We start from the raw sequence: 23,642 nt of genomic DNA, 5'->3' as shown, positions 1-23,642 counted from the left end.
CACTATTATGACAACAAGCATCACAAAACAACTGCTGGTAATCGGCAATGGTATGGTTGGCCAGCATTTTATTGAGCAGTGGCTCTCGCAACAAGCAGCGCACCAGCACGACGACTGCGACTGGCAACTCACGGTATTTGCCGGCGAGGACAGGCCTGCTTACGACAGAGTGCATTTATCTGACTACTTCAGTGATGGCAATGCCGGCAAACTGCAACTGGCCGCTGACAGTTTCTATAGCGATAACAATGTCACCTTAAAGCTGGACGAGCCGGTGTTGGCGATTGACCGCGACGCCAAAACGGTCAGCACCGCTAAAGCGCGCTATTTTTACGACAAGCTGGTACTGGCCACCGGCTCTTACCCCTTTGTACCGCCAATTGCCGGTAACGATAACGCCCACTGCCTGGTGTACCGCACCATTGCTGATCTTGAAGCGATCAGTGCCAGCAGCAAGGATGCCAAAGTCGGCGTGGTAATCGGCGGCGGCCTGCTGGGCCTCGAAGCGGCCAATGCGCTGAAGCTGCAAGGCTTAGAGGCCCATGTAGTGGAATTTGCGCCGCAATTAATGCCGGTGCAACTGGACAAAGACGGCGGCGAGCTGCTGCGCAATAAAATTGAGCAGTTAGGCGTTAGCGTACATACCGACAAAGCCACCAGCAGTATTACAGAAGGCACAGAGCAGCGTTTGCAGCTGAATTTTAGCGATGGCAGCCTGCTACAAACCGATCTGATTGTGTTCTCCGCGGGTATCCGACCACAAGACCAGCTTGGTAAAGACGCCGGCTTAGAGCTGGGTGCACGCGGCGGCATCGTTATCAACAACCAGTGCCAAACCAGTGATGCCGATATTTATGCCATTGGCGAATGTGCGCTGTATCAGGGCCAGTTATTTGGCCTGGTAGCGCCCGGTTATCAGATGGCGCGCACTGCCGCAGCGGTGCTGGCTGGCGATAACAGCCAAAGCTTTACCGGCGCCGATATGTCGACCAAACTGAAACTGCTGGGCGTGGATGTTGGTTCTATCGGCGATGCGCATGGCCGCACACCGGGTAGCATCAGCCTGCGTTATCGCAATGACTTAGCTGGCGAGTACCGTAAATTAGTGTTAAGCCCTGATGGCAAACAGCTATTGGGTGCGGTGCTGGTTGGCGATAACAGCTACTACGATACGTTGTTGCAATATGCGCTGAACGGTATTGCTTTGCCTGGCGAGCCACAAAGCCTGATCCTGCCGCAAACAAGCGGCAAGCCGCTGCTGGGCCCGGCGGCTCTGCCCGCTACGGCCACACTGTGCTCTTGTCATAATGTCAGTAAAGGCGCCATTTGTGCCGCGCTCGATAGCGGCGTGCAGGACTTAGCCGGTATTAAAAGCTGCACTAAGGCCGCCACCGGCTGTGGTGGCTGCGCTGCGCTACTGAAAAGCGTGGTCGAGCACGAACTGACGGCCCGCGGTGTGGCGGTAAGCACCGATCTGTGCGAGCACTTTAGCTACAGCCGCCAACAGCTGTATCATCTGGTTCGGGTCGATGGTATTAAAACCTTTAATCAGCTGATACAGCGCCATGGCCGTGGCCACGGCTGCGAGATCTGTAAACCGGCGGTGGCGTCTATTCTGGCCAGTTGCTGGAACGAGCCGGTGCTGGCCAAACCGCATGTCGCGCTGCAAGACACCAACGATACGTTCCTGGCCAATATGCAGAAAAACGGCACCTACTCGGTGGTGCCGCGCATTCCGGGCGGTGAAATTACCCCAACGATGCTGATCAGCATCGGCAAAGTGGCGGAGCAATATCAGCTGTATACCAAGATCACCGGCGGCCAGCGCATCGATTTATTTGGCGCCACCCTGGATCAGCTGCCGCTGATCTGGCAACAGCTGATTGATGCCGGCTTTGAAACCGGCCATGCCTATGGCAAGTCGCTACGCACGGTAAAATCCTGCGTTGGCAGTACCTGGTGTCGTTATGGCGTGCAAGACAGCGTCAGCATGGCCATTTTGCTGGAGAACCGCTACAAGGGCGTGCGCGCACCGCACAAAATTAAAATGGCCGTATCCGGCTGCACCCGCGAATGCGCTGAAGCCCAAAGCAAAGATGTCGGCGTTATTGCCACTGAAAATGGCTGGAACCTATATGTCTGCGGCAATGGCGGCATGAAGCCGCGCCATGCTGACTTATTTGCTACCGACTTAACCGACGAACAACTGCTGAGCTATATCGACCGGTTGCTGATGTTTTATATCAAAACCGCTGACCGCCTGCAGCGCACCGCCACCTGGATGAATAACCTCGAAGGTGGCCTGGAGTATCTGCGCGATGTGATTATTAACGACAGCTTAGGATTAGCTGCAGAGCTCGAAGCGCAGATGCAGCTGTTAATTAGCAACTACCAATGCGAATGGCAAACCGTGCTGAATGACCCGGCGCAGCGCGCCCGCTTTAACAGTTATGTTAATGCCGCAGCCCCGGCGCGCAGCGAGTTTGGCTTTGTGCCGGAACGCGGCCAGCTTATTCCCACCCGTCAGCTCAAAATCGACAGTAAGGAGACCAGCCTATGAGCCAGCTTGCCTATGCCTTAGACAGTCAATCCGGCGTACAACAACAGCCGGCTTTATTGTGTCATCAGCAAGATTTAGTGCCATTTTCCGGCGTGGCGGCGCGTTTTGGTCAGCATGCGATAGCGCTGTTTTACCTGCCCGGCCAGGCAGTCGAGTTGTATGGCGTTAGCCATATCGACCCTGCGACAGGCGCACCAGTAATAGCGCATGGCCTGATTGGTGAAAGCGGTGGCGATTTTTATATCGCCGCGCCACTACACAAGCAGCAGTACCGGCTCAGCGATGGCCAGTGCTTAAGCGACAGCACACTGAAATTACAGGTATTTACTGTGCAGTTACGGGATGGCCAGGTGTGGTTATCGCCCGATCGCATGGTGGAGCCGCGTGGATGCTAAGCGATGGCTATGCACGGCAATTCAGTTATTTACGGCTGTCTGTCACTGAAAGCTGCAATTTTCGTTGCAGCTATTGCCTGCCTGATGGTAATGACTGCAACAGCCGTAGCGGCGAGCTTAACCTGACTGAAATCCGCCGTTTAGTCACCGCCTTTGCCAAACTGGGTACCCGCAAGGTACGTATTACCGGCGGCGAGCCATCGCTGCGTAAAGACTTAACTGAAATTATCGCTACCTGCAAAGCCGTGCCCGGTATTGAAAAAGTGGTGCTGACGACTAACGGCTATCGCTTAAAACGCGATGCGCTGGCCTGGCAGCAAGCCGGGCTGGATGCAGTTAATGTCAGTGTCGATAGCTTAGATGCCGATACTTTTCATCTGGTTACCGGTCAGGACAAACTTGCCGATATCTTAGACGGCATAGCGCACGCTAAAGCCATTGGTATTAAGCAGGTGAAAATTAATACCGTGCTGTTAAAGCAACACAATGCGTTGGCGCTGCCGGATTTTCTTAAGTTTATTCAGCAGCAGGATATCGCGCTGCGCTTTATCGAGCTGATGCGCACCGGTGACAATGCCGGCTTTTACCAACGCCAGCATTTAAGTGGCGCCGGCATTCAGCAACAGCTACTGGCACAGGGCTGGCAGCTAAACGCCAAAGCGAAAACCGACGGCCCGGCGCTGGAGTATTCGCACCCGGATTATCAGGGCCAGCTCGGCCTGATTATGCCCTACAGCAAAGACTTCTGTGCCGATTGCAACCGGCTGCGGGTATCCAGCACCGGCGCGCTGTATTTATGCCTGTTTACCGACAGCCATCAGGACTTGCGCAGCCTGCTGCAAAGCGATGATAGCGCGCCTTTGATGCGCTTTTTACAACAAGCGGTGCAAGGCAAAGCCTTCAGCCATCAGCTGGCGCAGGATTATAGCGGCAGCACCCGGCATTTGGCCCAGATCGGTGGATAACAGGTGGCTAACATGAGTAGCAATATGCCATTTAGCGCACTGATTTTAGCCGGCGGTCAATCCAGCCGTATGGGCCAGGATAAAGCGCTGCTGCAACTTAATGGCAAAAGCTTACTTGAGCATATGCAGCAACTGGCACTGGATAGCGGTGCAGCTGAAGTGCTGATTAGCCGCAACCAACCGGGCTTTATTGCCGACGATGAGTCAACGCAGGCACAAGGACCTTTAACCGGTATTTTAGCGGCGCTGCAACACTGCAGCAGCACACAGTTACTGGTACTGCCTATTGATACACCGCTGTTAAACCCAGCTAGCCTGCGGCAGTTATTGCAACACGCCAATGGCGCCGCCGGTTACTTTGCAAATAGCCCACTGCCTTGCGTGTTGCCGGTAAATACGGGACTTAGCGCCCTAATTAGTGCGCAACTGCAAAGCGGTCAGCGCTCGGTAAAAGCGCTGCTAAGCAGCCTTAATGCAGTAGCCCTGCCAGCGCCAATAACAGAATTACTCAATACCAATACGCCAACAGACTGGCAGCAATGTCTTGCATTAGTTAATCACGGGAGCCTGTATGCCCAAGCCTGATTTAAGCCGGTTTTATCCGCTGCAAATTGCCGTACTAACAGTATCGGACAGCCGCAGCAGCGGCAACTACAACACAAGTGACAGCAGCGGCGATTTGCTGTGTACGCTTTTGCAAAGTGCCGATCATCAGTTAGTTGACCGGGCATTACTGCCAAATAACAAGTACCAGCTGCGCGCTACGCTAAGCCAGTGGATCGCCAGCGATACCATTCAGGTGGTGCTGATTAATGGCGGCACCGGTTTTCATCACACTAACTGCGCAGTAGAAGCGCTAACGCCGCTGCTCGACAGCCCGGTACCGGGTTTTGGTGAGCTGTTTCGCCTGTTATCGTTTAACCAGCTGGGCTCAGCCGCGCTGCAATCCGGCGCTCTGGCAGGCCTGGCCAACGGCACCCTGATCTTTGCCATGCCAAGCTCAGGCTCAGCCTGCACCCTTGCGATGCAGCAACTGATTTTACCGCAGTTAGATAGCAGAACCGGGCCGTGCAACTTTGTTGCACATATAAAAAGTAACTTTGTTGCCCATGTAAAAAACAGCCCAAGCCAAAGCTGTGGAGCTTAAGATGACAGCAACCCTTACCCATATAGATCTTACTCATATTGATCAGAGCGGCGCTGCGGCTATGGTCGATGTCAGCGCCAAGCCAAACACCACCCGGCTGGCCCGCGCTGGCGCCCTGGTGCAAACCACGCCACAGGTGATTGATTTAATTGCCCGGGCATTGCTGAAAAAAGGCGATGTACTGGCCACCGCCCGCATTGCCGGCATTATGGCGGCGAAAAAAACCAGCGAGCTTATTCCACTGTGCCACCCGCTGCTGCTAAGCAAAGTATCAGTCGATTTTCAGTTGCTGCCGGAGCAAGGCCAAATTCAGATAGAAAGCTGCTGTGTGCTCAGCGGCAGCACCGGCGTAGAAATGGAGGCACTCACTGCCGCCTCAGTTGCCGCCTTAACCATTTACGATATGTGTAAGGCGGTGGATAAGGCGATGATTATCAGCGATATCCGCCTGCTGGAGAAAACCGGCGGCAAGTCCGGGCATTACAACTATCAGCAACGGGATGATCGTTGATATTAAGCGGAGGTTGGAACACCTTTTGGGTCGACACAGAGTGTCTGAGTGAGCGCGCCAGCAGCGAGCGAGTTGCTGTGGCGAGCCCGGAAGGTTGTTGCAACCGGCGTTTCGGCTAAACAAATGGCCAAAGGTATTCCAATTTACCCCGGGTTCAACCGTTATCGATAGAGACTTTTAAGGAACAGACCAATGATTAAAATTCTGTTTTTCGCCGCCCTGCGCGAGCGGCTTGATTGCGAACAATACCTGCTTAGTTGCGAGGGCAAAATGTTGCAGGTAGCCGATGTACTGCAGCAACTGCAAAGCCGTTGCCATACCTGGCAGCAGGAACTTAGCCGCAGCGATTTACTCTGCGCGCTAAACCAGCAGCTGGTACCGTTAACGGCCAGCGTGCAGGATGGCGATGAGCTGGCGTTTTTTCCACCGGTTACCGGTGGTTAGTATGAGTATCTTTATCGCAGTACAAAGCGATGATTTTTGCCTGGCCAGTGAATACGACAAGCTTCGCCGCCACTCAGCCTGTGGCGCTGTCGTCACTTTTAGCGGCCTGGTGCGCGAGCTAAGCGACAACACCCTGCACAGTATGACACTAGAGCACTACCCCGGCATGACCGAACAAGCCCTTATCGCTATTGCTCAGCAGGCACAAAGCCGTTGGCAGCTTGGCGCAGTACATATTATTCACCGCGTTGGCACCCTAAAACAGAATGAGCAGATTGTGTTTGTCGGCATTGCCAGCGCGCACCGCGCAGCGGCCTTTGCCGCCTGCGAATTTATTATGGATTACCTGAAAAACCGCGCACCGCTGTGGAAAAAAGAACATACCGCCAGCGGTGATTACTGGGTTGCCGCCAAAGACAGCGACCAGCAAGCGCTGGCGCGCTGGGAGTAGCCAATGCGTCAATTGCTGCTACGTCAGTTGCTGCTAATAGTTTGCTTTCTCAGCGCTTTAACCGCCGATGCCAGCGACAAGCTGACGATAGCGGCCGCCTCTGACTTACGCTATGCGCTGGATGAAATCAGCACGCTGTTTCGCCGGCAGCACCCCACACTTGCGCTAAAGATTGTCTATGGTGCCAGCGGCAAACTCAGCACGCAAATCCGCCATGGTGCGCCCTATGACATGTTTTTCTCGGCCGACAGCCAGTTCCCGGCACAGCTGTATCAGGATGGCCTGGCAGCAACAGCGCCACAGCCTTATGCACTGGGGCATTTAGTGCTGTGGAGCCCAAAGCAAAATATGGCCGGCATTGCGCTGAGCCAACTGACAGAGTTTGATTTTAACCGCCTCGCCATTGCCCAACCGGCCCATGCACCCTATGGCCAGCGCGCCAAACAAGCACTGCAGGCTGCTGGCGTCTGGCCGACAGTCGAACCAAGACTGGTGTATGGCGAGAATATTGTCCAAACCGCGCAACTGGCACAAAGCGGTGGCGCCGATATCGCCATTATTGCGCTATCGCTGGCCAAGTTTCCCGCGCTGGCTAAGCTTCCACAACTGGCCAGCCAGGGCTACCAGCTGATACCGGCAGAGCTGCATCAACCGCTGCTGCAAGCGTATGTGATAACCCGCCATGGCGCCGATAACCACAACGCCAGGCTGTTTAGCGCCTTTATGGCCAGCGCTGAAGTGCTAAGCATGATGCAGCGTTTTGGTTTTGAAAGGCCGGGTTTTGAACTTCCGACCAGTCAACCGCAAGGCAGGCAGGAGTAACGTTATGCCCGAGCTTTTCGCCACACTTAGCCCGCAGGACTGGCAAGCCATCCGGCTTACGTTAAAACTGTGTTTTTACACCACGGTTATTTTATTGCTGCTGGGCACACCACTGGCCTGGTGGTTATCACTGAGCCAGAGCAAACTGCGCACGGCTATTCAGGCGATAGTGGCGCTGCCGTTGGTGTTACCGCCAACGGTGCTGGGGTTTTATTTATTGTTACTGCTGGGGCCGCATGGCGCTGTCGGTGGCACACTTGAGCAACTGGGTTTATCGCATCTGGCGTTTAGCTTTAGCGGCATTTTAATTGGCTCGGTGATTTACTCGCTGCCCTTTACCGTGCAGCCGCTGCTGGAAAGCTTTAGGCGCATGGGCCCAAGGCCGCTGGAAGTCGCCGCGACCTTAGGTGCCGGCAAGCTGGATCAGCTGTTTAGCGTAGTACTGCCGCTCTGCCGTGGCAGCTTTATCATCGCCGCCACCTTAACCTTTGCCCATACGCTGGGCGAATTTGGCGTGATCTTAATGCTCGGCGGCAGTATCCCCGGCGAAACTCAGGTGTTGTCGGTGCTGATTTACGACCACACCGAAGCGATGAACTACGCCCAGGCACAGCAGTTATCGCTGGGTTTAGTTATCAGCGCCTTTGTTGTGCTGTTTATTGTTTATGGCCTAAACCGGCGCTTTGAGCGCGAGGCACTGCTGTGACCTTATCAGTGCAGCTGACGCTGCAGCGCGGTGCTTTTTCTCTGCAGATTAACAACAGCTTGCCGCTACAGGGCGTAACCGCATTATTTGGCCGCTCCGGCTGTGGCAAAACCACCCTGCTGCGCGCCATTGCCGGCCTGGACTGCCATGCTGATGCTGAAGTGCAATGTGGCGCCGCAATATGGCAGCAAAGCAGCCGCTTTGTTCCGGTGCATCAGCGCCGTATTGGCATGGTATTTCAGGAAAGCAGTTTATTGCCGCACCTAACCGTTGCGCAAAACCTGCTGTATGGCTTTAACCGGCTGGCAAAAGATACTTTGATACAGCTACAACCAGAGCAGGTGATCCAGTTGCTGGAGCTGACGCCTTTATTGCAACAAGCGCCAGAGCAATTATCCGGCGGCCAGCGCCAGCGCGTGGCTTTGGGCCGCGCCCTGCTAAGTCAGCCGCAGTTACTGTTGCTGGATGAGCCGTTAGCATCGTTGGATCAGCAAAGCCGCAGTGAGATTTTGCCGTTTTTACAGCGTATCGCCAGCCAAACCGGTATTCCGATGCTGTTGGTAAGCCATCAGTTGGATGATGTGGTGAAATTAGCCGATCAGCTGGTGCTGATGCAGGATGGCCGCATTATCAGCCAGGGCCCGCTGGCACAGCAGTTACTGCAACCCGAGCTGGCCGCTATCGGCGCTATGTCGCTATTGCATGCAAAAAGCCATGGCAGCGTTAACCACCTGCAGCATCTCAGCATTGGCAAGCAGCAGTTACAACTGCCCGCGCCGCAGCATGGCGACACAGCAAGTTACTCACCCACTTGCTACCGTTTACGTATTCAGGCGCGCGATGTGGCGCTAAGCCTGAAGCCACTTAGCGACAGCTCGGTCAGTAATCAGTTACAAGTCAGCATCAGCGGCTTTAACAGCGCCCCCCATCCGGCCGAAACCCTGGTGCAGCTAACACTGGCAGGCCAACCGCTGCAGGCATTGCTAACCAAGCAATCGGTAGAACGCTTGTGCTTAAAAATTGGCCAGCCGATATATGCCCAGATTAAAGCAGTGGCGTTGGATTAACGGGGGGTCGGCTAGCGTTGAGCTAGCAGGATTTAGAAACATAGCAACCAAATCTGAGTGGCCACAAAATTAAGCCTAATTTTTTAGGCCCCTAGAACTCATGGTAAACCATCTTTGGCAAAATATAATTCTAACTTTAGCAACTTCTACAGAACTTCTACTTTTGCCCAGTACTGAACAGCAAATTCCCGATCAATCCCCGTTGGACGGCTAAGGACTCTTACTTCAGTTCCTAGTGGGATTGTCCCTAAACTTTTACGGCCTCGATAATAAGAAACGTCATTTGCGGGTAAACCATCGCGCACAACCATATTACCGAGAACGCTATAGCTTGTTCCGGGTAAAAGCTGGTCGGGATGAATTGTTATTGGCTGCCCGGTTTGTGTTGAAGCAAGTTTTACGGAACTCCATGAACCAGAGTAATTTCCTATAAAGATATAGCCTTGTCTTGAATTTCCATCGTTTGCACTGACGGCCAGCGTAGATAGTTGAGCGCTTTGCTCAGACACTGTTTGCTCGGCCTCAACAACAGCGGCTTGAATTTTGCTAAGGTTTGTCTGCGCATCTGGGGTAATTTTTTTGAGTTCGTCAATTGCCGCAAGAGCTCCGTTCAACCTGCTAGCCAGATCTGTTAGTTCACCTTTTGCCTCTTGACTGAATTTCACCCCATCTTTGCTAATTTCTGATATCGGACCAAATGTCAATCCAAGCGAATACCTCCCGATAGTCAACGCAGCAAGAATTGAAAATACTAGAATTGTAAACTTCCAAAGCTCTATCAAAACTTCTTTTTTTTCAGTCACTTACGCTTCTCCAACAAAGTTACAACCTGTCATCTGGCAAGAAATTAGCCGTGTCGTCATAGTCAACTTTCCTGCTCATCAAAACTATTATTTACATGCGAATTACTGACGGTTTTTGATACATACCAAGAATCTCCAACATCGGCTTGAATAGACGCTATATATGTTACAGCCCAAGCTTCTCTCCGAATTTCTTGATGTCAAAAATGAAATACGTTAATCAGCTTCTATTACCGGCACTGTGTCACACCTAAAAAAGCCAACCAATTGGTTTCTTTTCTTTAATAATACCTTGATATCATTAGTTTCATTCAAATCAAGATTCAACAGAAATTTAAAAGCTCAAACTCAAACTTCTAAGCTGAATGCCTTTCCTGCAAATGAAATTAATACCGATTTTATTAACTGACACATCGAGTTTAGTGAATGCATCTTTAGGGTATACATCACTGGCATTGATAACCTTATATTTATTACTGGTAGATGTTTTAATATTTCCACTCAGCTTGAAATCTTTTCTATTCGGATGTGGATATGGCCAGAAAAAAGCGGATGACACTATAGAGGTTACTTTCACTCCATTACCTAAATCGAGTTGAGAAGCCATGCAGGCATGAACATCACCGGACAAAAACACAACTCTTGATACCGAGTTTGTGCGGATGCATTCTAAAAGTTCATCTCTTTGACTGATAAATCCATGCCACTTATCAGAAGATTCTGATTCGTATAACGGGACGCTTGTTACTATGACCTTTACCAAACCGCTCTCATTGGTAAGCCACTTAAAAAGCTCACGCTTTTGCCTCGGACCTATCATTTCAAGGCTATTTGAATTCAGGTTTCTTTCCGTACGGCAATCAGTTACAAAGAACTCACAGCACCCATCGGTATACTGATACCAAAGGTGGGTTGGCGTTCCGCTAATACGACTACCCTTAAGATCGAATAGCGGACTATGACTCGATTGGTAAGTTGCAAATGATTGAATCGCGGCGGGAAATTTTTTAACCCAATCGCGGGAATCTGCAGATTCAGGCCAATTATCTTCAATTTCATGATCATCCAGCATCATGTACGTTGGAACTTGAGACATAAGCTTGCGAAGATATGGCGTTGTTAAAATCTTCTGATATCTCTTATTGTATTCATCTACACACTCGTCTGCGCCTAACACGTTCAAATCATCTGCATATATTTGATCGCCGCACATGATTAACTGATCAATAGTTTCACCAGTTTTTACTTGCTCAAGGATTGACTTGAAAACCTTGTCGCCCCGGTCATCCCACCAAAGCCCGCCAAACAGGCGCAGCACATATCGACATGAGCCGAACACGAGCGTTCTGGGCTCAGCCTGGCTTGAAGAAGCAGTTTTAAATTCAACAACCTCAATTTGTTTCCATTCAAGTACCTTGTCTACATTGATATCGACGGTATCAACGTCGGAATAAAACCAGCCTACTTGGTATTCATATTTAGAGTTTTCTTTCAGCCCGGAGATAACAATTACACCTGTCATGTCAAAGTTTGGATTCATTTTAAAATACATAGGCTTAGAGTAATTCTGACTACCTGATTTTCTATACCTGACAACGCCATGAGCTTTTCTCGGCCTACCACCATCAATAGAAAACTCAGCGCGACCAAAAATCCGAACATAGTGAGAAGTTGTATGGCCAACAATAGGCCCAACAGACAGGCATTGAACATCCATGTTATTTCCTCATCATTTAAACCAGCTTACTGGGTAGTTAAATATTTAGAGCAGTCGTTATGTATTAGCATGCCTTTTTAAAAATTCAATAAATGGCACGTTGTTTTTAGTTGCCAACTTCAGCTAAAAGTGCTTACTAATTGTTTTGTCACTGATTTAAATAAAATTTTTTTTTAATACCGTCAAATAGAATAAATCTGCACTCGAATACTGGAGTCATGCCGATTTGCTATTTGTAACCCCCAGGCAATTTCGCCGCCATAACGTAACTAAAGCAGTAAGTAGGAGCCGATTAGGTTAGATATTCAGCCAGTAAAGTCCTTATCGCAGCAATTAATCAAGGTTATGCCGTGGCTGCAGGGCATTAATTCTGATCAGCAATATGACGAACTGTTAGCGTTAATGGATGAACTGGTCGAAGACTATGATGCTAATCAGCTGCTGATAGACCTGCTGTTTCCGGTGCTGCAAGAGTACGAAGAAACCGCAGAGCGGTTTAAGGTGTTTAATCAGCGGATAGAAGATTTAGAACCTGGTATAGCCATGCTGCGGCTGTTGATAGATCAACACGGCCTTACGCAAAGTGAGGAGATAGGCGGAAAATCGCTGGTATCGCAAATGCTAAGCGGCAAGCGCTCGTTAACACTCGGCCATATCCGCGCTTTATCCAAGCGGTTTGGTATACCGGTAGCGATGTTTGTTTAATTGCTTCCAAGCAGGTGGTAAACCTTGAACAGCAGTTATGAGCGAAAAACGGACGTCAACGCCGCAAACCGCGGCGCGTTTCAGCGCGTCCAGCCACGAAGTGGCGATGCTGACTTGACTTGTTGGCCTTTAAATAATCTCATAATCAGGTTCACCGTAGCTACCAAACAATACTACTTCTTTTGTTTGCTCAGCCCAATTATCGAATCTGCTGTAATGGGTAAAACCAATCTCTTTTGCTAACTGTATAATACGGTGTGTTTTCGCATTACTTAGGGATTCTGCAATTGCAACAACACGTCCCTTCGGAGGGTCTTTACCTTCAAATGATGAAATTCCAGAAGCACCATGTGCTGCTAGTAATTGCTTGATTTTTTCTCTGTCTGATAGAAAGTCGTTAACTCCAACCAGTAGCCCGAAGAGTTCTCCACTTTGTTCCTCCTGAGACGATGTTTTTTCCTCGATTAATTTTTCTATAGCGCTTATGCGATGACTAAACTCTATGGCCTGTGCCTCAGGTTTTGTGACCTTCACAGTTTGGTTGGTTTTTTGACTAAGATAGGTTGAATAATAAGAGTCTTCTTGTAGCTCTGGCCGGAACTTTGTTTGTAGAAGAAAAACAGCTGCTAGGAAAATAGGTACATTTACTATTGCAGCAACTACAAGTGCAATTGATTCAAATGAGCCTTGTTCTAAATTTGCTGCCCCGATTAAAAAACAGCTATCAATTGAAAAAAGTCCAGCTAGCCATGCAGCTAATAACTGAATAGGTTTGGTGATCTTTTCAGGTTTTATGTTATTTTCAGACATCATTCTCTCTGGGGCCGCAGTGGGCAGACTTAATGGCCATGTTAAGACTCTTGAAAATCTCTCGCCAACATTGTAGATGCAATAGAGGGTTCAATTGCATCATCGCCAGCAAACCTCTTTGCAGCTTGGTAGCCTTCATTACGATATCTAGCAAGCATTTCACTACATGAAGATATTCGACTAGTATCGATACGAAGTCTCAAAGCCGTACCTTTATATTTGCACTCTAAATCCTGCTTCGATGTGCTATCTAAAAAAATGCTTTTGTCGTTACTTGCAATAAAAAAATTACCACCATTTCTACAAATTCTACTAGTCATATAAAGACCAAACCCAGAATTCTGCCACTCGTCATGCATTCTTTTTCTAACACCTTTATACATCTTTCCAGAGATTCCTGGCAGCAAAGCAAGGTGCAATGCATCACGTTCATCATTAATGTTCAAATATGGGTTGGTTGACAAACCTCGCATAATCCCCTGTCCAGTATCCAGAACAGCAAATTCAACTAAGCTTTTAGTCGGCCAATATTGAGCGCAATATTCGATAACCTCAGAATTAGAATGCTCAACAACATTCCTCATTATTTCTCTAATTGAAAATGTAAGAGTATCGACCAAGTCGCCTGTTTGCTGCCTCGTTAATATTTTGGCGATTTGTTCAGATTTTGACTCAATTATAGTACCGACATGCTCACCTGATTTACCGGCTTCGCTCTGTAAGTCGGCAACATTCAATATTGTTAGAGGAAGATAGGTACTACTGCCGCTTGCTTCGCCGGGCTCATTTCCAAACTTCAATCCAAAAGCCCTAAAAAATCCCATATGCGCAGCATATGACTTATCTTTATGATTGGCAGCTCTAAATCTGCTGTGTGGTCTCGTTTCTCTGAACCTCTTCAGTTCATTAGCCACATAGGCCATGGTAAACGGCTCCACCAGACCGAGATTCACAAAATCAAATTCGTACTCATCAGAATGTTCCAAATCCCACAATCTATTGCAAAAATTTAGCGCATTAGTAAGGGACAAATTTTGAGGTATTTTTACTTGAATCATACTCGTACTCATCAGAGAAACTTGAAGCAAACATAGGCGATGACCGCAAGGGATCCTTCAGGGTCAGGTCTTGGGGATCCTTCAGGGTCAGGTCTTGCTTTTTGACATACCTTAAAGCTAAAAAATAATTGAGTAAACCTTAAACCAGTTGTTACATTTACCGAAAAACAAAACTGGGTCAAGCATTTAAATGGCATGTGCTTAGATGGCTGGATAACGCTGGTTGGCATTGATGGTTAAGTAGAGTGGTGCTTGGCGATGTATTGAAGAGTTGCTAGTTTGCCGGCTGCAACATAAAAGCCCGTGGTTGCTGTTCATCGCTCATGATGTGCAGTATTAGCACCTACTCGCCTGCTTCGCGGTAAACGATGCGGCATGGTGACAGTACAACATTGTGCAATTAGCCTGTTTGACATTGCGTTACGCAGAGCAACTGACCATTTCATTTTATCTGAAAATCTTCTGTCAAATTGCGCCAGTGCTGCTTTAACTTATGTTTGTGATCTTCATGCATCGGCAGGTTGTTGATGGCCTCTGGCCAAAGGCTTCTGGCTTTTGTCATAGCATCATCCAGATGAGGTTTAATGGCTCGCCATGGGATGCCGGCGCGGTCAGTCCACAACTGAAAGTTTGCCAGCGAAACGTCGTACCACTGTTTGGTTTTGCCTAAATTAAGTGCGAAATGCCTTTCGCCGTCAATATATACACTGGTTGTGACGATGTCGTAAGCCGGTGACAGCCGTGGCGTGACTTGATCAGCATAGAGCAAGCTCCAATTCTTCAGGTGCGCATCGCCGTTCGCGAGCAGGATATTAACCAACAGCCGTCTGGCAAATTGTTGCGCGTCAGCCAGACCGTCTCCCGAAAAATCATAGATAATCTTGCCAATTTGCTCATAGTTTGCCGATTGATATTTTTCATGCGGATACTTCACTAATACCTGAGCAAAATCTTCCATGTGAATGCGGATATTATCGTTGCGATCAAACCGTTTTATCGCAAAGGCCAGCTTTTCATCAGGCAGATTTATCGGCGGAAGGTTGTCCAGTTTATTCAGTTCAACCAGCTTGATGTCGGGAATGTCGATGCCAATGAGTGCCGCAAGTGTCATTGCAGTATACTCGTTCAGCGGTACATCTTTATGTTTGGTCGACGGTGTTTTGATTATCCAGTCTCCCAACACATCACCTTTGGCCAGGTTGTAGCGTCCATCCTTTTCCTTCATGGAAAACTTCATCTGCACACCCGCCAACGAAAACTTGTTCTCTGCGGCTATTTTGTTAAATTTAACGGCTCTGGCGTTGCGGTGTGCGCTTAGCACAGTGTCTGGCACGTCTTCTGGTTCCATAGGCTCAGCTACCAGAGCGCCGGGCAAATCCGCGCCCAAATAGGAAAGAATATGGAATTCGTTGTCGACATGCACTTTAAGACCTTGTGCTATTAACTCCCTTAACGCACCTTCCGGCAGCAGATTGGATAGTATAGGGTGCAACCTTTGGTTTCTTGACCAGAGTTCAGCCATTAATTTTTCAGCTCTGGGAAACGCCGGGTGGGTTATCAGGCTAAAGGTAGGACGATTAGGATCCTGCTTAAATTCCCCGGCAAAGCTCAGTACATTTTTACCACTTTGAAATCCGGCCAGGTAGCCCACTAACCTGTTATGCAAGGTTAACTTTAAAACACTTATTTCGTCCGCGAGGTCACTACTCATTGGTCATCTCCCAATAAGTCCTGCCATGGGTCATCGGCCAGACTTTTCTGCGCATTTTCAGTTGTGGATTTAGCGGATTGTTGCAGTAAGGGCTCTTGTTCCAGTAGCGCGACTACTGCACTGAGTTTTTCTTTCGGGATCAGCAGCAACTCGCTGTTTAACCCCTGCGCTATCAGCTCAAGAGTGTTCAATCTGGGGTTACCCTTGGCTTCAAGGCGCTGGTACTGCTGACGTGATACGCCGACACGCAGCAGCATATCGTTCTGTTTTAAACCCAGTGTCAGCCGGCGCTGTTTTATTTGTTGCAGAATAGAGGCCATATCAGTAGTCACATATATTGCTTTTGCATCACAAAGAAACATATTAGTTTCCTATAAAGAAAAAAGCAATAAATGCGTTTCCTTACTATGTTGAACTTTATAAAACAGATAAAGGGACCGTTAAAATTGGTCAACAGAACTGCACTGAGCTACTGCAGCGCCAGATTAAGCGCGATACCGCCCAGCAACACGGCGATGGCGCTGTCAAACAGCTGCCAGCGTTTGGCCGAGTTAAGCCAGACTTTCAGCCTGGGAGCCAAAGCGGTTAGTGAGGAAAACCACACTAACGAGGCGATACAAGCACCGGCCATAAACCATAGCGGTGCGGCTTGCTGGCTCGCCACGCCGCCAATTAAAAATACCGTGTCCAGATACACATGCGGGTTTAATAAGGTAATCGCCAAAGCGGTTAACGCGGTTTTGCTGTTGCTCATCACCTGAGTTGCGCTATCGGTTTGCAAGCCTTTGCCACCAGCCCGGGCGCGGCTGGCCGCTTGCCAGGCCAACCATAACAGTAAGGCCACACCCAGCCAGGTAAGCAGCGGCACCAATGGCGGCACCCATAGCTGCATTTGCTGCACGGCAAATACGCCCAGCATAATCAGCAGGCAGTCGCAGAGTATACAAACAGCGGCAATTACCAGCCGGTTGGCCCCGGCCATGCTCTGGCTTAACACCCAGATATTTTGTGCGCCTATGGCGACTATTAAACTTAAGCCGACACCAAACCCCAGTAAAAACGCCATGCTGCTTCCCCTGTGCAGAAAAATCTGCTGCAGAACATACCCTTTCAGACTACTATTAATCCAAAGAATTATTTTAAGTACAGATGAATTAAATTAATGATTGATTACCGCTTACTGCAAGCTCTGTCCGCCGTAGTGGAACAAGGTGGTTTTGAACGGGCGGCAAAACTGCTGTACCTGACGCAATCGGCGGTTAGCCACCGTATTAAGCAGCTGGAAGCCCTCGCCGGCCAGCCGGTATTGCTGCGCACGACGCCGCCGGTTGCCACGCCGACCGGGCAGCGGCTGCTGAACCATCTGCAGCAGGTACGGCAAATGGAAGCCACACTGGGGTTGGAAGCTACCAGTGTTACTACCATAAGATTGGCGGTCAATGCCGACTCGCTGGCGACCTGGCTGCCACAAGCATTGGTATTACCGGACTACCCGCAGCTGTGTTTTGATTTTGTGGTGGAGGATCAGTCAGTAGGGCTTAAACGGATGAAACAGGGCGATGTGATGGCCTGTCTGTGTGCCGGCAGCCAGCCGGTCAATGGTGCTAAGGTACAGGCGCTGGGCGCACTGCGTTACCGCGCTGTGGCCAGCCCGGACTTTATCCGCCGTTACCGCTTAGATCAGGACGTGCTGACACAACTGCCGCAGGCGCCGTGTTTGGTGTTTAATCAGGATGATCAACTGCAGCATCAGTATCTGCAGGATGTCTGTGGTAAGCCACCGCAACAAACCCATTTATGCCCATCGTCCGAAGGTTTTTTACGCGCGGCTCTGGCCGGGCTGGGTTTTGGCCTGCTGCCGGAATTACAGATGCAGCCTTATCTGGAAACTAAGCAGCTGGTTGATTTAACGCCAAATTATCATCTGGATACCCCGCTGTACTGGCACTATTGGCAAAGCGAAAGCCCGTTAATGGCGCAGTTACGCCAACAAATTACCGCCACCGCCCGGCAGCAGCTGCGCTGCGTTAGCTGAAGACGGCTTAAACCTTTGTTAACGGCCGACTAGAGCATCATCAACCGATCGGCCAATTTTTTCATTGCCACTTCGGTTGAAGCATCGGCACTGCGGTTCATCAGAATAATAAAACCATCACCGCTGGCGTGGTCAAAATACAACGCTGTGAAAACGCCTAAATCCGAGCCCATATGGCCGGTCCAACCTTTGCTGTTGTCGCGCCAGAAAAAGCGTTGGCTCTGTGAAACATCCGGCAACTGCAATGCCAGCATTTCCTGATACAGCGCATCAGACAACAGCGGCTCGCCATGCAGGTCTTTATTACGCAGCACCGCGGTTAACAAAACACTCATGTCGTGAATGCTGCTGCGCATGCCACCATCGGGATATTGCGGATTACCAAAATGCGGATAAGGCCGAAAGTGTTTAAAGGCGTAATCAGGGTTAATATAGTGGCCTATAAACTGATTTAGCCGGGGCGATTCAGTGTCGGTACAAAGGGGTAGATAAGGCACACACTGCTCTACTTCATATGGTACCGCGACCTTAGCCAAATCTAAATCGTGCAACAACCAACTGCTGTGTTGCATCCCCAATGGCCCAAACAGTGTTGCTTTACTGTATTGCGCCAATGACACACCGGTTGTCGCTTCAACCAGATAGCCTGCCAACCCGGCTGCCAGATTGCTGTAGGTTCGCGCATCGCCCGGCATTTGCGCTAAAAAATATTGGCCCTGGCCATATTTACTGCCACCGGGTGTTAATAAAGCCAACAGATGAGCATGTAAACTGCTGTCAGCGTCTTTGTTTTCGGCGTAACTGCTTACGGCGATAGCAGAGGAATGGCTGGCCAAGTGTCTCAGTGTGATGACTTCACCGTCGGTATGCGGGTTATCAAGCTTAAACGGCAGATAGTGATTAATATCCTCATCCAATGCCAGCTGTTCCTGCTGCACTAATTGCAACAATATCAACCCCATTACCGGTTTACTAATGGAGGCAATATTAAACATGGTGTTATCCCGCACCGGAACGCCCTGTGCAATATCGGCATAACCAAAAGTTTGCCGGTAAACCAGCTCACCGGCATTGATTTTGGCTACAGCAAGCCCCGGAATGGCCGCTTCCCGCATCAGCGCAGTAATAAAATTATCAGTGCCTAGCGCACTGTCACTTAACGCAGCCTGCCGTGGCAAAAAGTAGATAAACAGCGTTAACAGACACAACAATAACACTAAGACGTATTTTTTCATTAGTTAACCATCCAATAGCTGAGGAAAAGGATGGACTTTGCAAAGAGCACGCCATAGCTCTATGCAATTGATATATATCTGTTTAGTTGTACTGGCAATACCAATGCAGCACCCAACTACGCGGAGTTAAACCAACTATTGCGCTATTTGACTAACAAGCAGGAAAGCAAAACACAGGACGCGCCGATACGCGCCCTGCAACATTTAGCGTGAATGACTGGCTTGCCGTTACAGAGAAATAAACTCAGGCGCTTGCCTGCGATCGCTTAAGCCATAGTCGCGCACCACAGTAGCAACCCTTAACCGGTAGTGGGCAAATAAGCCGCTGCGGCCTTGCTGCTGCGCAGCCTGATGCTGAAATTGTTGCCGCCAGGCTAGCACGGCCGCCTCGTCCCGCCAGAAAGACAATGACAAATAACTGCCAGGGTTAACCATGCTTTCAAAACGCTCTACCGAAATAAAACCGTCAATGCTGTTAAGGATCGGGGCCAACTCAGCGGCCAGGACAAAATAGCTGTCTTTACCCGCGCTGGTCGGGGTTACTTCAAATATCACTGCTATCATAGCGACACCTTTGCAGCCTGGTTAAAGGTTGCCGGCATCACGGTTAAAAACGTGCGTTGCTCCTGCAAAATAAACTGTTGCTGTTGCGCAAAGGCAAAGTTTTGCTTGGCAGCACTATCTTGCTTCAACCTCGCCCGATATGTCTCGTAATTTGCCAGGCTGTTAAAACTGATTAAGCCAAATGCTTTGTCGTTACAGCCCTCGTGCGGTAAAAAATAGCCCAACAGCTCACCACCACAGGCCGGTATAATTTCCCCCCAGTTTTGCGCGTACTGTGCAAATAAATCCAGTTTAAACGGGTCAAGCCGGTACTCAATAAAACATGTTATGCTCATCAACATTTCCTCCTGTTTGCTGCAAGGCAGTGTAACGGAACAATATTGATATGCTTCGATGAGCATCGAACTGAACGGTATAACTGATATGCAACCGAATATTGCTGTGGTCGCTAACCTGATTGGTGACAATGCCCGCGCTAAAATGCTCACTGCACTGCTGGGCGGCAAAGCCCTGACGGCAACCGAGCTGGCTCTGGAAGCGGATATTATGCCGCCCACTGCCAGTAGCCATTTGGCAAAAATGCTGAGCGGCGATTTAGTCTGTGTGCGTAAACAAGGCCGGCATAAGTATTTTCAGTTAAAAGACCATGCGGTAGCAGCATTACTGGAGCAACTGCTGAGTATCAGCGCTGCTAGTATGCCTACTGTTGTCACTGGCCCTGCTGATAGTGGGCTGCGACAAGCCCGGGTTTGTTATGATCATCTGGCCGGTGAAACAGCCGTTATGTTATATGACAGCCTGTTGGTACAGCAACTTATCACCGAACAACGCCATGATCCCGCGTTGACGGTTAAGGGAGAAAGCTTTTTTCAGCAAATCGGCGCCGACTTACCCCGCCTTAACGCGACTAAAAGACCGCTGTGCAAATCCTGCCTGGACTGGAGCGAGCGCCGCAGCCATCTGGCCGGTGCTTTGGGACAATGGATTTTAGCTGATGTGTTCAGTAAAAATTGGGCCAGCCGCGAACCGGACTCGCGCGCCATTCGCTTTACTGCGAAAGGCCTGGCGGCATTTCGGCGCTGCTATTTCCCCTAAATGCCCTCTCAAGGCTAATAATCAGCCGCTTTGGGCGCACTAAAGGCTTTGCTGTAAAAGCCGGATGGGTCAAAACAACACACCCGCCGCTTGCCCTCTGCCAGCATATTACAGGCATCGCTAACCCGCTTGGCGCGGGTTTTCGCCTGTTTGGCAGAGGTTATCCAGTGGATCCAATCCAGCCTGGCAATAGTGGTGGTGTCATGCCAGACAGCGCTGGCTTCAGCGGAGGCGGCCAGCGCCTGCTGCAAATCGGCTGGTAGTTCAGGTTCCGGCTCTTGCTCTACCGCCTTAATATCAAAGTTGGCAACACTGCCAATATCGGCGCCGGCGGCGTTAAGCAACTGTTCGCTCAAGCCTAACCAATGGCTTAGCTGGCCATCCGGTTCCAGTGTGGCCTGAAACGCCACGCCGTTTATATGGCCGGTTACCGATGTTCTGCCGCGCCGGGGTAGTTTTTCACTGGCCTCTTTCGGCAACAGCACAAAAGCCTGCAACAGAGCATCACCCGGCAGCGCCGGACTAAGCACTATAGCGGTAAATTCAGAGTAGGTGTCGTTTTGAATCATCTTACGTTAGCTTCCTTAGTATTAATTTTCTGCCCGCCGCGCTGCCGCTATATCTGCCAATTTGCTATCCAGCGTGGCCCGGCTTAGCCACTGGCCGCGCACCATTACCCCGGCCGGCTGATACAGCACGGATAAATCCTGTAGCGGATTGCCCTCCAGCAACAGTAAATCGGCGCGCTGGCCGGCTTTAACCTGGCCAAAGCGGTCTTTATCGGCAAAATACTCCCCTACCAGCACGGTGCCACTGCGTAAAATGTCGTAGTTGCTGATACCGGCGGCGGCCATTTGCGGTATTTCACGGCGCAGCGACAGGCCGGGCACACTGTATAGCTGTGGTGCATCGGTGCCCATTAAGATAGTGACACCGGCGTCATTTAGCGCCCGCAACAAGCGCTGGCGGTTTTCTGCATGCAAGGCTGCTGTATCACCGCTGTAGTAAGCGCCAGCGGGTTGCTGCAAATAACGCTGCCAGCCGGCCAGTACCCGCGCCGGCATATATTTCAGCTCATCATAGTTTTGCAACTGTGCCGGATCAGAGGCGCCGATAATGGTTTGCCATAGCGCCTGAGTGGGCACTACGGCCACATTGTTGCTCTTAGTCAGCGCCACCAGTGGTGCCATATCGGCAGCAGTCAGCGCTTTATCAAAACCGCCCAGCGCTGCCATATAACCATCCAGATGATCGATGGTACGGCTACCGAGCAAAATTGCCTGCTCAATGCCTACAGCCTCCGGTACATGGCCGGCAAAATCGATGCCTTGCTTGTTAGCTTCATCGGCTATCGCCTGATAGTGCTGCAGGCTTAAACCCGGATGAATTTTCAGTAAATCCCAACCCTCTCGCTTATGCTGGCGCACCCGCTCACGTGCTTGCTCAGCTGAGGTTACCGTATGCTGATTAAAGCTGGGCCCGGCCAGGTACAACGTTGGCCCGAGGCGCTTGCCGGTGGCAATATCCTCTTTTAAGCGCAATTGCTGATCATGCCCCAGCATACCGCGCACTGTAGTCACGCCACCGGCCAGATACAGAGTTAATACATCGTCTAAATAACGCGCCGGTATACCACTGAAATCGGCCAATGGCGGCACATGGCCGTGCATCTCTGCCAGGCCGGGCATCAGATAACGCCCTGCACCATCTATCACAGTGGCGCCTTGTGGTATTGCCAGTTCTGCTACCGGCCCAACGGCAACTATACGGTCGCCCTGCACCAGTACGCGCTGATTACTCAGCAACTGATCTGAGTCCATCGGTAATACATGCACCTGATCGAATACGGTAACAGCAACATCAGCGGTTGGTTTTTGTTGTGCCAGCAGCCAGTTATACAAGTCCTGGCCGGCATATACCTGGCGCCAGGCATCATGTTCGGCCTGCTCCAACATGCTAAAACGTACCTTGCTGTGGCCCAGCTGGCGCAGCGTTTCTATACCCGGATAGAAGTAATCTTTGTTGACAGCCGAATCCCGCCCGGCGGCAAATACCCACAGCGGGGTTTTCGCTTGTGCAATAGGTGGCATTAAATCCGGGTGGCCCCAGCCGACTACCGGCGCAACAGCGGCAAATAACTGCGGGTGCTTACTGGCCATAAACCAGCTGCCAAAGCCGCCATAACTGATGCCGGTTAAATATAAACGGCTGACGTCGGTATTGTAGCTTGCCTGCACGTTTTGCAGCATTGCCAGCAGGTCTTGCTCTGCGCGCTCCCAGCCATCGGGCAACAACGGCGTTATTGTGCTCATATCGCTTACCGGTTCAGCCGGTGCAATGGGTCTGGTGGAGGGAAACATATCCGGCCGTGGTGGCACGCCATCCGTTAAGCGTTTGGGAATATCCGCGGCCGAGCGGTTAGCAATATACGGCAGCTTAGCCATATCAAACATCTGCAGCTGCGGCACCACGATAATAAACGGCAGGTCACGCTTTTGCACCCAAGCTTCGTATAACGGGCCATGGATTAAGGTGTAATCCAGCTCATCCTGGCCATTACCCCGTTCGCCATTACCATGTAAAAACAGCATCACCGGCCATTTTTTGCTACTGTTTTGCTGATAACCGGCCGGTAAATAAACAAAATACTGCCGGGCGCTGTTGTCGATACTGCTGACATAGTCCAATCGCAGCAGTTGAGCTACACTGTTTGCCTGCGGGGCAGCAGTGTCGTTACTGACGCAGGCCGTCAGTGCCATAACCGTTATTGCCAACAATGATACCAGTGCCCAAATTTGCTTTTTCATCTTTGCTCCGCCGCCCAAAGTCCTGCTTTACACT

Annotated in this window: 26 protein-coding genes; 14 read left to right on the top strand and 12 right to left on the bottom strand. The window is 50.3% G+C overall.

Going from position 1 to position 23,642, the window contains the following annotated elements; translation table 11 throughout:
• Positions 1 to 7 precede the first annotated feature (7 nt).
• The 11 genes from nirB to modC all read left to right on the top strand — a co-directional run bounded on the left by nirB (position 8) and on the right by modC (position 9,068).
• Positions 8 to 2,560 (top strand): nitrite reductase large subunit NirB, encoded by a 2,553-nt coding sequence (gene nirB / locus Q8O77_RS13400; RefSeq protein ID WP_305553960.1) that lies wholly within the window; start codon positions 8 to 10, stop codon positions 2,558 to 2,560.
• A complete protein-coding gene (gene nirD / locus Q8O77_RS13395) occupies positions 2,557 to 2,955 on the top strand; it encodes a nitrite reductase small subunit NirD (protein WP_305553957.1) in 399 nt (132 codons plus the stop codon). The genes nirB and nirD overlap by 4 nt, the downstream gene beginning before the upstream one ends.
• Positions 2,949 to 3,920 (top strand): GTP 3',8-cyclase MoaA, encoded by a 972-nt coding sequence (gene moaA / locus Q8O77_RS13390; protein ID WP_305553954.1) that lies wholly within the window; start codon positions 2,949 to 2,951, stop codon positions 3,918 to 3,920. Before nirD ends, moaA begins: the two co-directional genes overlap by 7 nt.
• A gap of 12 nt (positions 3,921 to 3,932) precedes the next feature.
• Positions 3,933 to 4,505, top strand: coding sequence for a molybdenum cofactor guanylyltransferase (locus Q8O77_RS13385; RefSeq protein ID WP_305553951.1), 573 nt, complete (start codon positions 3,933 to 3,935; stop codon positions 4,503 to 4,505).
• The gene (locus Q8O77_RS13380; RefSeq protein WP_305553949.1) at positions 4,492 to 5,067 is read left to right on the top strand and encodes a molybdenum cofactor synthesis domain-containing protein; all 576 of its coding nucleotides are present in this window, start codon (positions 4,492 to 4,494) and stop codon (positions 5,065 to 5,067) included. Before Q8O77_RS13385 ends, Q8O77_RS13380 begins: the two co-directional genes overlap by 14 nt.
• 1 nt (position 5,068) lies before the next feature.
• Positions 5,069 to 5,578: a cyclic pyranopterin monophosphate synthase MoaC gene (gene moaC, locus Q8O77_RS13375; RefSeq protein ID WP_305553946.1), complete on the top strand. Its 510-nt coding sequence runs from the start codon at positions 5,069 to 5,071 to the stop codon at positions 5,576 to 5,578.
• A gap of 192 nt (positions 5,579 to 5,770) precedes the next feature.
• On the top strand, positions 5,771 to 6,022 hold the full coding sequence (locus tag Q8O77_RS13370) for a MoaD/ThiS family protein (RefSeq protein WP_305553943.1): 252 nt from the start codon (positions 5,771 to 5,773) through the stop codon (positions 6,020 to 6,022).
• A 1-nt stretch (position 6,023) separates the two neighbouring features.
• On the top strand, positions 6,024 to 6,473 hold the full coding sequence (gene moaE / locus Q8O77_RS13365; RefSeq protein WP_305553940.1) for a molybdopterin synthase catalytic subunit MoaE: 450 nt from the start codon (positions 6,024 to 6,026) through the stop codon (positions 6,471 to 6,473).
• Between the two features lie 3 nt (positions 6,474 to 6,476).
• Positions 6,477 to 7,295 (top strand): molybdate ABC transporter substrate-binding protein, encoded by an 819-nt coding sequence (gene modA, locus Q8O77_RS13360; protein WP_305553937.1) that lies wholly within the window; start codon positions 6,477 to 6,479, stop codon positions 7,293 to 7,295.
• A gap of 4 nt (positions 7,296 to 7,299) precedes the next feature.
• On the top strand, positions 7,300 to 8,001 hold the full coding sequence (gene modB, locus Q8O77_RS13355; protein WP_305553934.1) for a molybdate ABC transporter permease subunit: 702 nt from the start codon (positions 7,300 to 7,302) through the stop codon (positions 7,999 to 8,001).
• A complete protein-coding gene (gene modC, locus Q8O77_RS13350) occupies positions 7,998 to 9,068 on the top strand; it encodes a molybdenum ABC transporter ATP-binding protein (RefSeq protein ID WP_305553931.1) in 1,071 nt (356 codons plus the stop codon). The genes modB and modC overlap by 4 nt, the downstream gene beginning before the upstream one ends.
• A 146-nt stretch (positions 9,069 to 9,214) precedes the next feature.
• Here modC and Q8O77_RS13345 read toward each other — a convergent pair whose 3' ends face one another.
• Positions 9,215 to 9,871, bottom strand: coding sequence for a hypothetical protein (locus Q8O77_RS13345; protein ID WP_305553928.1), 657 nt, complete (start codon positions 9,869 to 9,871; stop codon positions 9,215 to 9,217).
• A gap of 334 nt (positions 9,872 to 10,205) precedes the next feature.
• Complete coding sequence (locus Q8O77_RS13340) at positions 10,206 to 11,588, bottom strand: alkaline phosphatase D family protein (protein ID WP_305553925.1); 1,383 nt, start codon at positions 11,586 to 11,588, stop codon at positions 10,206 to 10,208.
• A gap of 345 nt (positions 11,589 to 11,933) precedes the next feature.
• On the opposite strand from Q8O77_RS13340, the gene Q8O77_RS13335 reads away from it, so the two are divergent.
• On the top strand, positions 11,934 to 12,293 hold the full coding sequence (locus Q8O77_RS13335; RefSeq protein ID WP_305553922.1) for a type II toxin-antitoxin system HigA family antitoxin: 360 nt from the start codon (positions 11,934 to 11,936) through the stop codon (positions 12,291 to 12,293).
• A gap of 129 nt (positions 12,294 to 12,422) precedes the next feature.
• On the opposite strand, the gene Q8O77_RS13330 is transcribed toward Q8O77_RS13335, so the two are convergent.
• The 5 genes from Q8O77_RS13330 to Q8O77_RS13310 form a co-directional block, all read right to left on the bottom strand.
• Positions 12,423 to 13,103, bottom strand: a complete 681-nt coding sequence (locus Q8O77_RS13330) for a hypothetical protein (RefSeq protein WP_305553920.1) — start codon at positions 13,101 to 13,103, stop codon at positions 12,423 to 12,425.
• Between the two features lie 41 nt (positions 13,104 to 13,144).
• On the bottom strand, positions 13,145 to 14,161 hold the full coding sequence (locus Q8O77_RS13325; RefSeq protein WP_305553917.1) for a hypothetical protein: 1,017 nt from the start codon (positions 14,159 to 14,161) through the stop codon (positions 13,145 to 13,147).
• Between the two features lie 442 nt (positions 14,162 to 14,603).
• A complete protein-coding gene (locus Q8O77_RS13320) occupies positions 14,604 to 15,872 on the bottom strand; it encodes a type II toxin-antitoxin system HipA family toxin (protein WP_305553914.1) in 1,269 nt (422 codons plus the stop codon).
• Positions 15,869 to 16,204 (bottom strand): helix-turn-helix domain-containing protein, encoded by a 336-nt coding sequence (locus Q8O77_RS13315; protein WP_305553911.1) that lies wholly within the window; start codon positions 16,202 to 16,204, stop codon positions 15,869 to 15,871. The genes Q8O77_RS13320 and Q8O77_RS13315 overlap by 4 nt, the downstream gene beginning before the upstream one ends.
• Positions 16,205 to 16,341: 137 nt before the next feature.
• Positions 16,342 to 16,938, bottom strand: coding sequence for a LysE/ArgO family amino acid transporter (locus Q8O77_RS13310; protein WP_305553908.1), 597 nt, complete (start codon positions 16,936 to 16,938; stop codon positions 16,342 to 16,344).
• Between the two features lie 96 nt (positions 16,939 to 17,034).
• On the opposite strand from Q8O77_RS13310, the gene Q8O77_RS13305 reads away from it, so the two are divergent.
• A complete protein-coding gene (locus tag Q8O77_RS13305; RefSeq protein ID WP_305553905.1) occupies positions 17,035 to 17,907 on the top strand; it encodes a LysR family transcriptional regulator ArgP in 873 nt (290 codons plus the stop codon).
• 29 nt (positions 17,908 to 17,936) lie between these two features.
• Here the strand turns inward: Q8O77_RS13305 and Q8O77_RS13300 are convergent, their stop codons facing one another.
• The 3 genes from Q8O77_RS13300 to Q8O77_RS13290 form a co-directional block, all read right to left on the bottom strand.
• Positions 17,937 to 19,142: a serine hydrolase gene (locus Q8O77_RS13300; RefSeq protein WP_305553901.1), complete on the bottom strand. Its 1,206-nt coding sequence runs from the start codon at positions 19,140 to 19,142 to the stop codon at positions 17,937 to 17,939.
• A gap of 228 nt (positions 19,143 to 19,370) precedes the next feature.
• Positions 19,371 to 19,706 (bottom strand): antibiotic biosynthesis monooxygenase, encoded by a 336-nt coding sequence (locus Q8O77_RS13295; protein WP_305553898.1) that lies wholly within the window; start codon positions 19,704 to 19,706, stop codon positions 19,371 to 19,373.
• Positions 19,703 to 20,041 (bottom strand): NIPSNAP family protein, encoded by a 339-nt coding sequence (locus Q8O77_RS13290; protein ID WP_305553895.1) that lies wholly within the window; start codon positions 20,039 to 20,041, stop codon positions 19,703 to 19,705. The genes Q8O77_RS13295 and Q8O77_RS13290 overlap by 4 nt, the downstream gene beginning before the upstream one ends.
• Before the next feature lie 58 nt (positions 20,042 to 20,099).
• Here Q8O77_RS13290 and Q8O77_RS13285 point away from each other — a divergent pair, with 58 nt between their 5' ends.
• Positions 20,100 to 20,801, top strand: a complete 702-nt coding sequence (locus Q8O77_RS13285) for a helix-turn-helix transcriptional regulator (protein ID WP_305553892.1) — start codon at positions 20,100 to 20,102, stop codon at positions 20,799 to 20,801.
• A 14-nt stretch (positions 20,802 to 20,815) separates the two neighbouring features.
• Here Q8O77_RS13285 and Q8O77_RS13280 read toward each other — a convergent pair whose 3' ends face one another.
• Both Q8O77_RS13280 and Q8O77_RS13275 read right to left on the bottom strand, forming a co-directional pair.
• Positions 20,816 to 21,370, bottom strand: coding sequence for a YdeI/OmpD-associated family protein (locus Q8O77_RS13280; RefSeq protein WP_305553889.1), 555 nt, complete (start codon positions 21,368 to 21,370; stop codon positions 20,816 to 20,818).
• A 21-nt stretch (positions 21,371 to 21,391) separates the two neighbouring features.
• Complete coding sequence (locus tag Q8O77_RS13275; protein ID WP_305553886.1) at positions 21,392 to 23,608, bottom strand: amidohydrolase family protein; 2,217 nt, start codon at positions 23,606 to 23,608, stop codon at positions 21,392 to 21,394.
• Between the last annotated feature and the right edge of the window lie 34 nt (positions 23,609 to 23,642).

The organism is Rheinheimera sp. (assembly GCF_030690345.1).
Classification (GTDB): domain Bacteria; phylum Pseudomonadota; class Gammaproteobacteria; order Enterobacterales; family Alteromonadaceae; genus Alishewanella.
Note: the sequence above shows the minus strand (reverse complement) of the source record. Positions and strands in the feature narration are given on the sequence as shown.

Coding starts and splice junctions, on each gene's coding strand:
- Q8O77_RS13275 (WP_305553886.1), bottom strand. CDS start 23,608: ATGAAAAAGCAAATTTGGGCACTGGTATCATTGTTGGCAATAACGGTT.
- modA (WP_305553937.1), top strand. CDS start 6,477: ATGCGTCAATTGCTGCTACGTCAGTTGCTGCTAATAGTTTGCTTTCTC.
- moaE (WP_305553940.1), top strand. CDS start 6,024: ATGAGTATCTTTATCGCAGTACAAAGCGATGATTTTTGCCTGGCCAGT.
- nirB (WP_305553960.1), top strand. CDS start 8: ATGACAACAAGCATCACAAAACAACTGCTGGTAATCGGCAATGGTATG.
- Q8O77_RS13300 (WP_305553901.1), bottom strand. CDS start 19,142: ATGAAAAAATACGTCTTAGTGTTATTGTTGTGTCTGTTAACGCTGTTT.
- Q8O77_RS13340 (WP_305553925.1), bottom strand. CDS start 11,588: ATGGATGTTCAATGCCTGTCTGTTGGGCCTATTGTTGGCCATACAACT.
- moaA (WP_305553954.1), top strand. CDS start 2,949: ATGCTAAGCGATGGCTATGCACGGCAATTCAGTTATTTACGGCTGTCT.
- Q8O77_RS13310 (WP_305553908.1), bottom strand. CDS start 16,938: ATGGCGTTTTTACTGGGGTTTGGTGTCGGCTTAAGTTTAATAGTCGCC.
- Q8O77_RS13370 (WP_305553943.1), top strand. CDS start 5,771: ATGATTAAAATTCTGTTTTTCGCCGCCCTGCGCGAGCGGCTTGATTGC.
- modB (WP_305553934.1), top strand. CDS start 7,300: ATGCCCGAGCTTTTCGCCACACTTAGCCCGCAGGACTGGCAAGCCATC.
- Q8O77_RS13320 (WP_305553914.1), bottom strand. CDS start 15,872: ATGAGTAGTGACCTCGCGGACGAAATAAGTGTTTTAAAGTTAACCTTG.
- moaC (WP_305553946.1), top strand. CDS start 5,069: ATGACAGCAACCCTTACCCATATAGATCTTACTCATATTGATCAGAGC.
- Q8O77_RS13305 (WP_305553905.1), top strand. CDS start 17,035: ATGATTGATTACCGCTTACTGCAAGCTCTGTCCGCCGTAGTGGAACAA.
- Q8O77_RS13295 (WP_305553898.1), bottom strand. CDS start 19,706: ATGATAGCAGTGATATTTGAAGTAACCCCGACCAGCGCGGGTAAAGAC.
- Q8O77_RS13280 (WP_305553889.1), bottom strand. CDS start 21,370: ATGATTCAAAACGACACCTACTCTGAATTTACCGCTATAGTGCTTAGT.
- Q8O77_RS13330 (WP_305553920.1), bottom strand. CDS start 13,103: ATGTCTGAAAATAACATAAAACCTGAAAAGATCACCAAACCTATTCAG.
- Q8O77_RS13325 (WP_305553917.1), bottom strand. CDS start 14,161: ATGATTCAAGTAAAAATACCTCAAAATTTGTCCCTTACTAATGCGCTA.
- Q8O77_RS13285 (WP_305553892.1), top strand. CDS start 20,100: ATGAGCATCGAACTGAACGGTATAACTGATATGCAACCGAATATTGCT.
- Q8O77_RS13290 (WP_305553895.1), bottom strand. CDS start 20,041: ATGAGCATAACATGTTTTATTGAGTACCGGCTTGACCCGTTTAAACTG.
- nirD (WP_305553957.1), top strand. CDS start 2,557: ATGAGCCAGCTTGCCTATGCCTTAGACAGTCAATCCGGCGTACAACAA.
- Q8O77_RS13385 (WP_305553951.1), top strand. CDS start 3,933: ATGAGTAGCAATATGCCATTTAGCGCACTGATTTTAGCCGGCGGTCAA.
- Q8O77_RS13335 (WP_305553922.1), top strand. CDS start 11,934: ATGCCGTGGCTGCAGGGCATTAATTCTGATCAGCAATATGACGAACTG.
- Q8O77_RS13380 (WP_305553949.1), top strand. CDS start 4,492: ATGCCCAAGCCTGATTTAAGCCGGTTTTATCCGCTGCAAATTGCCGTA.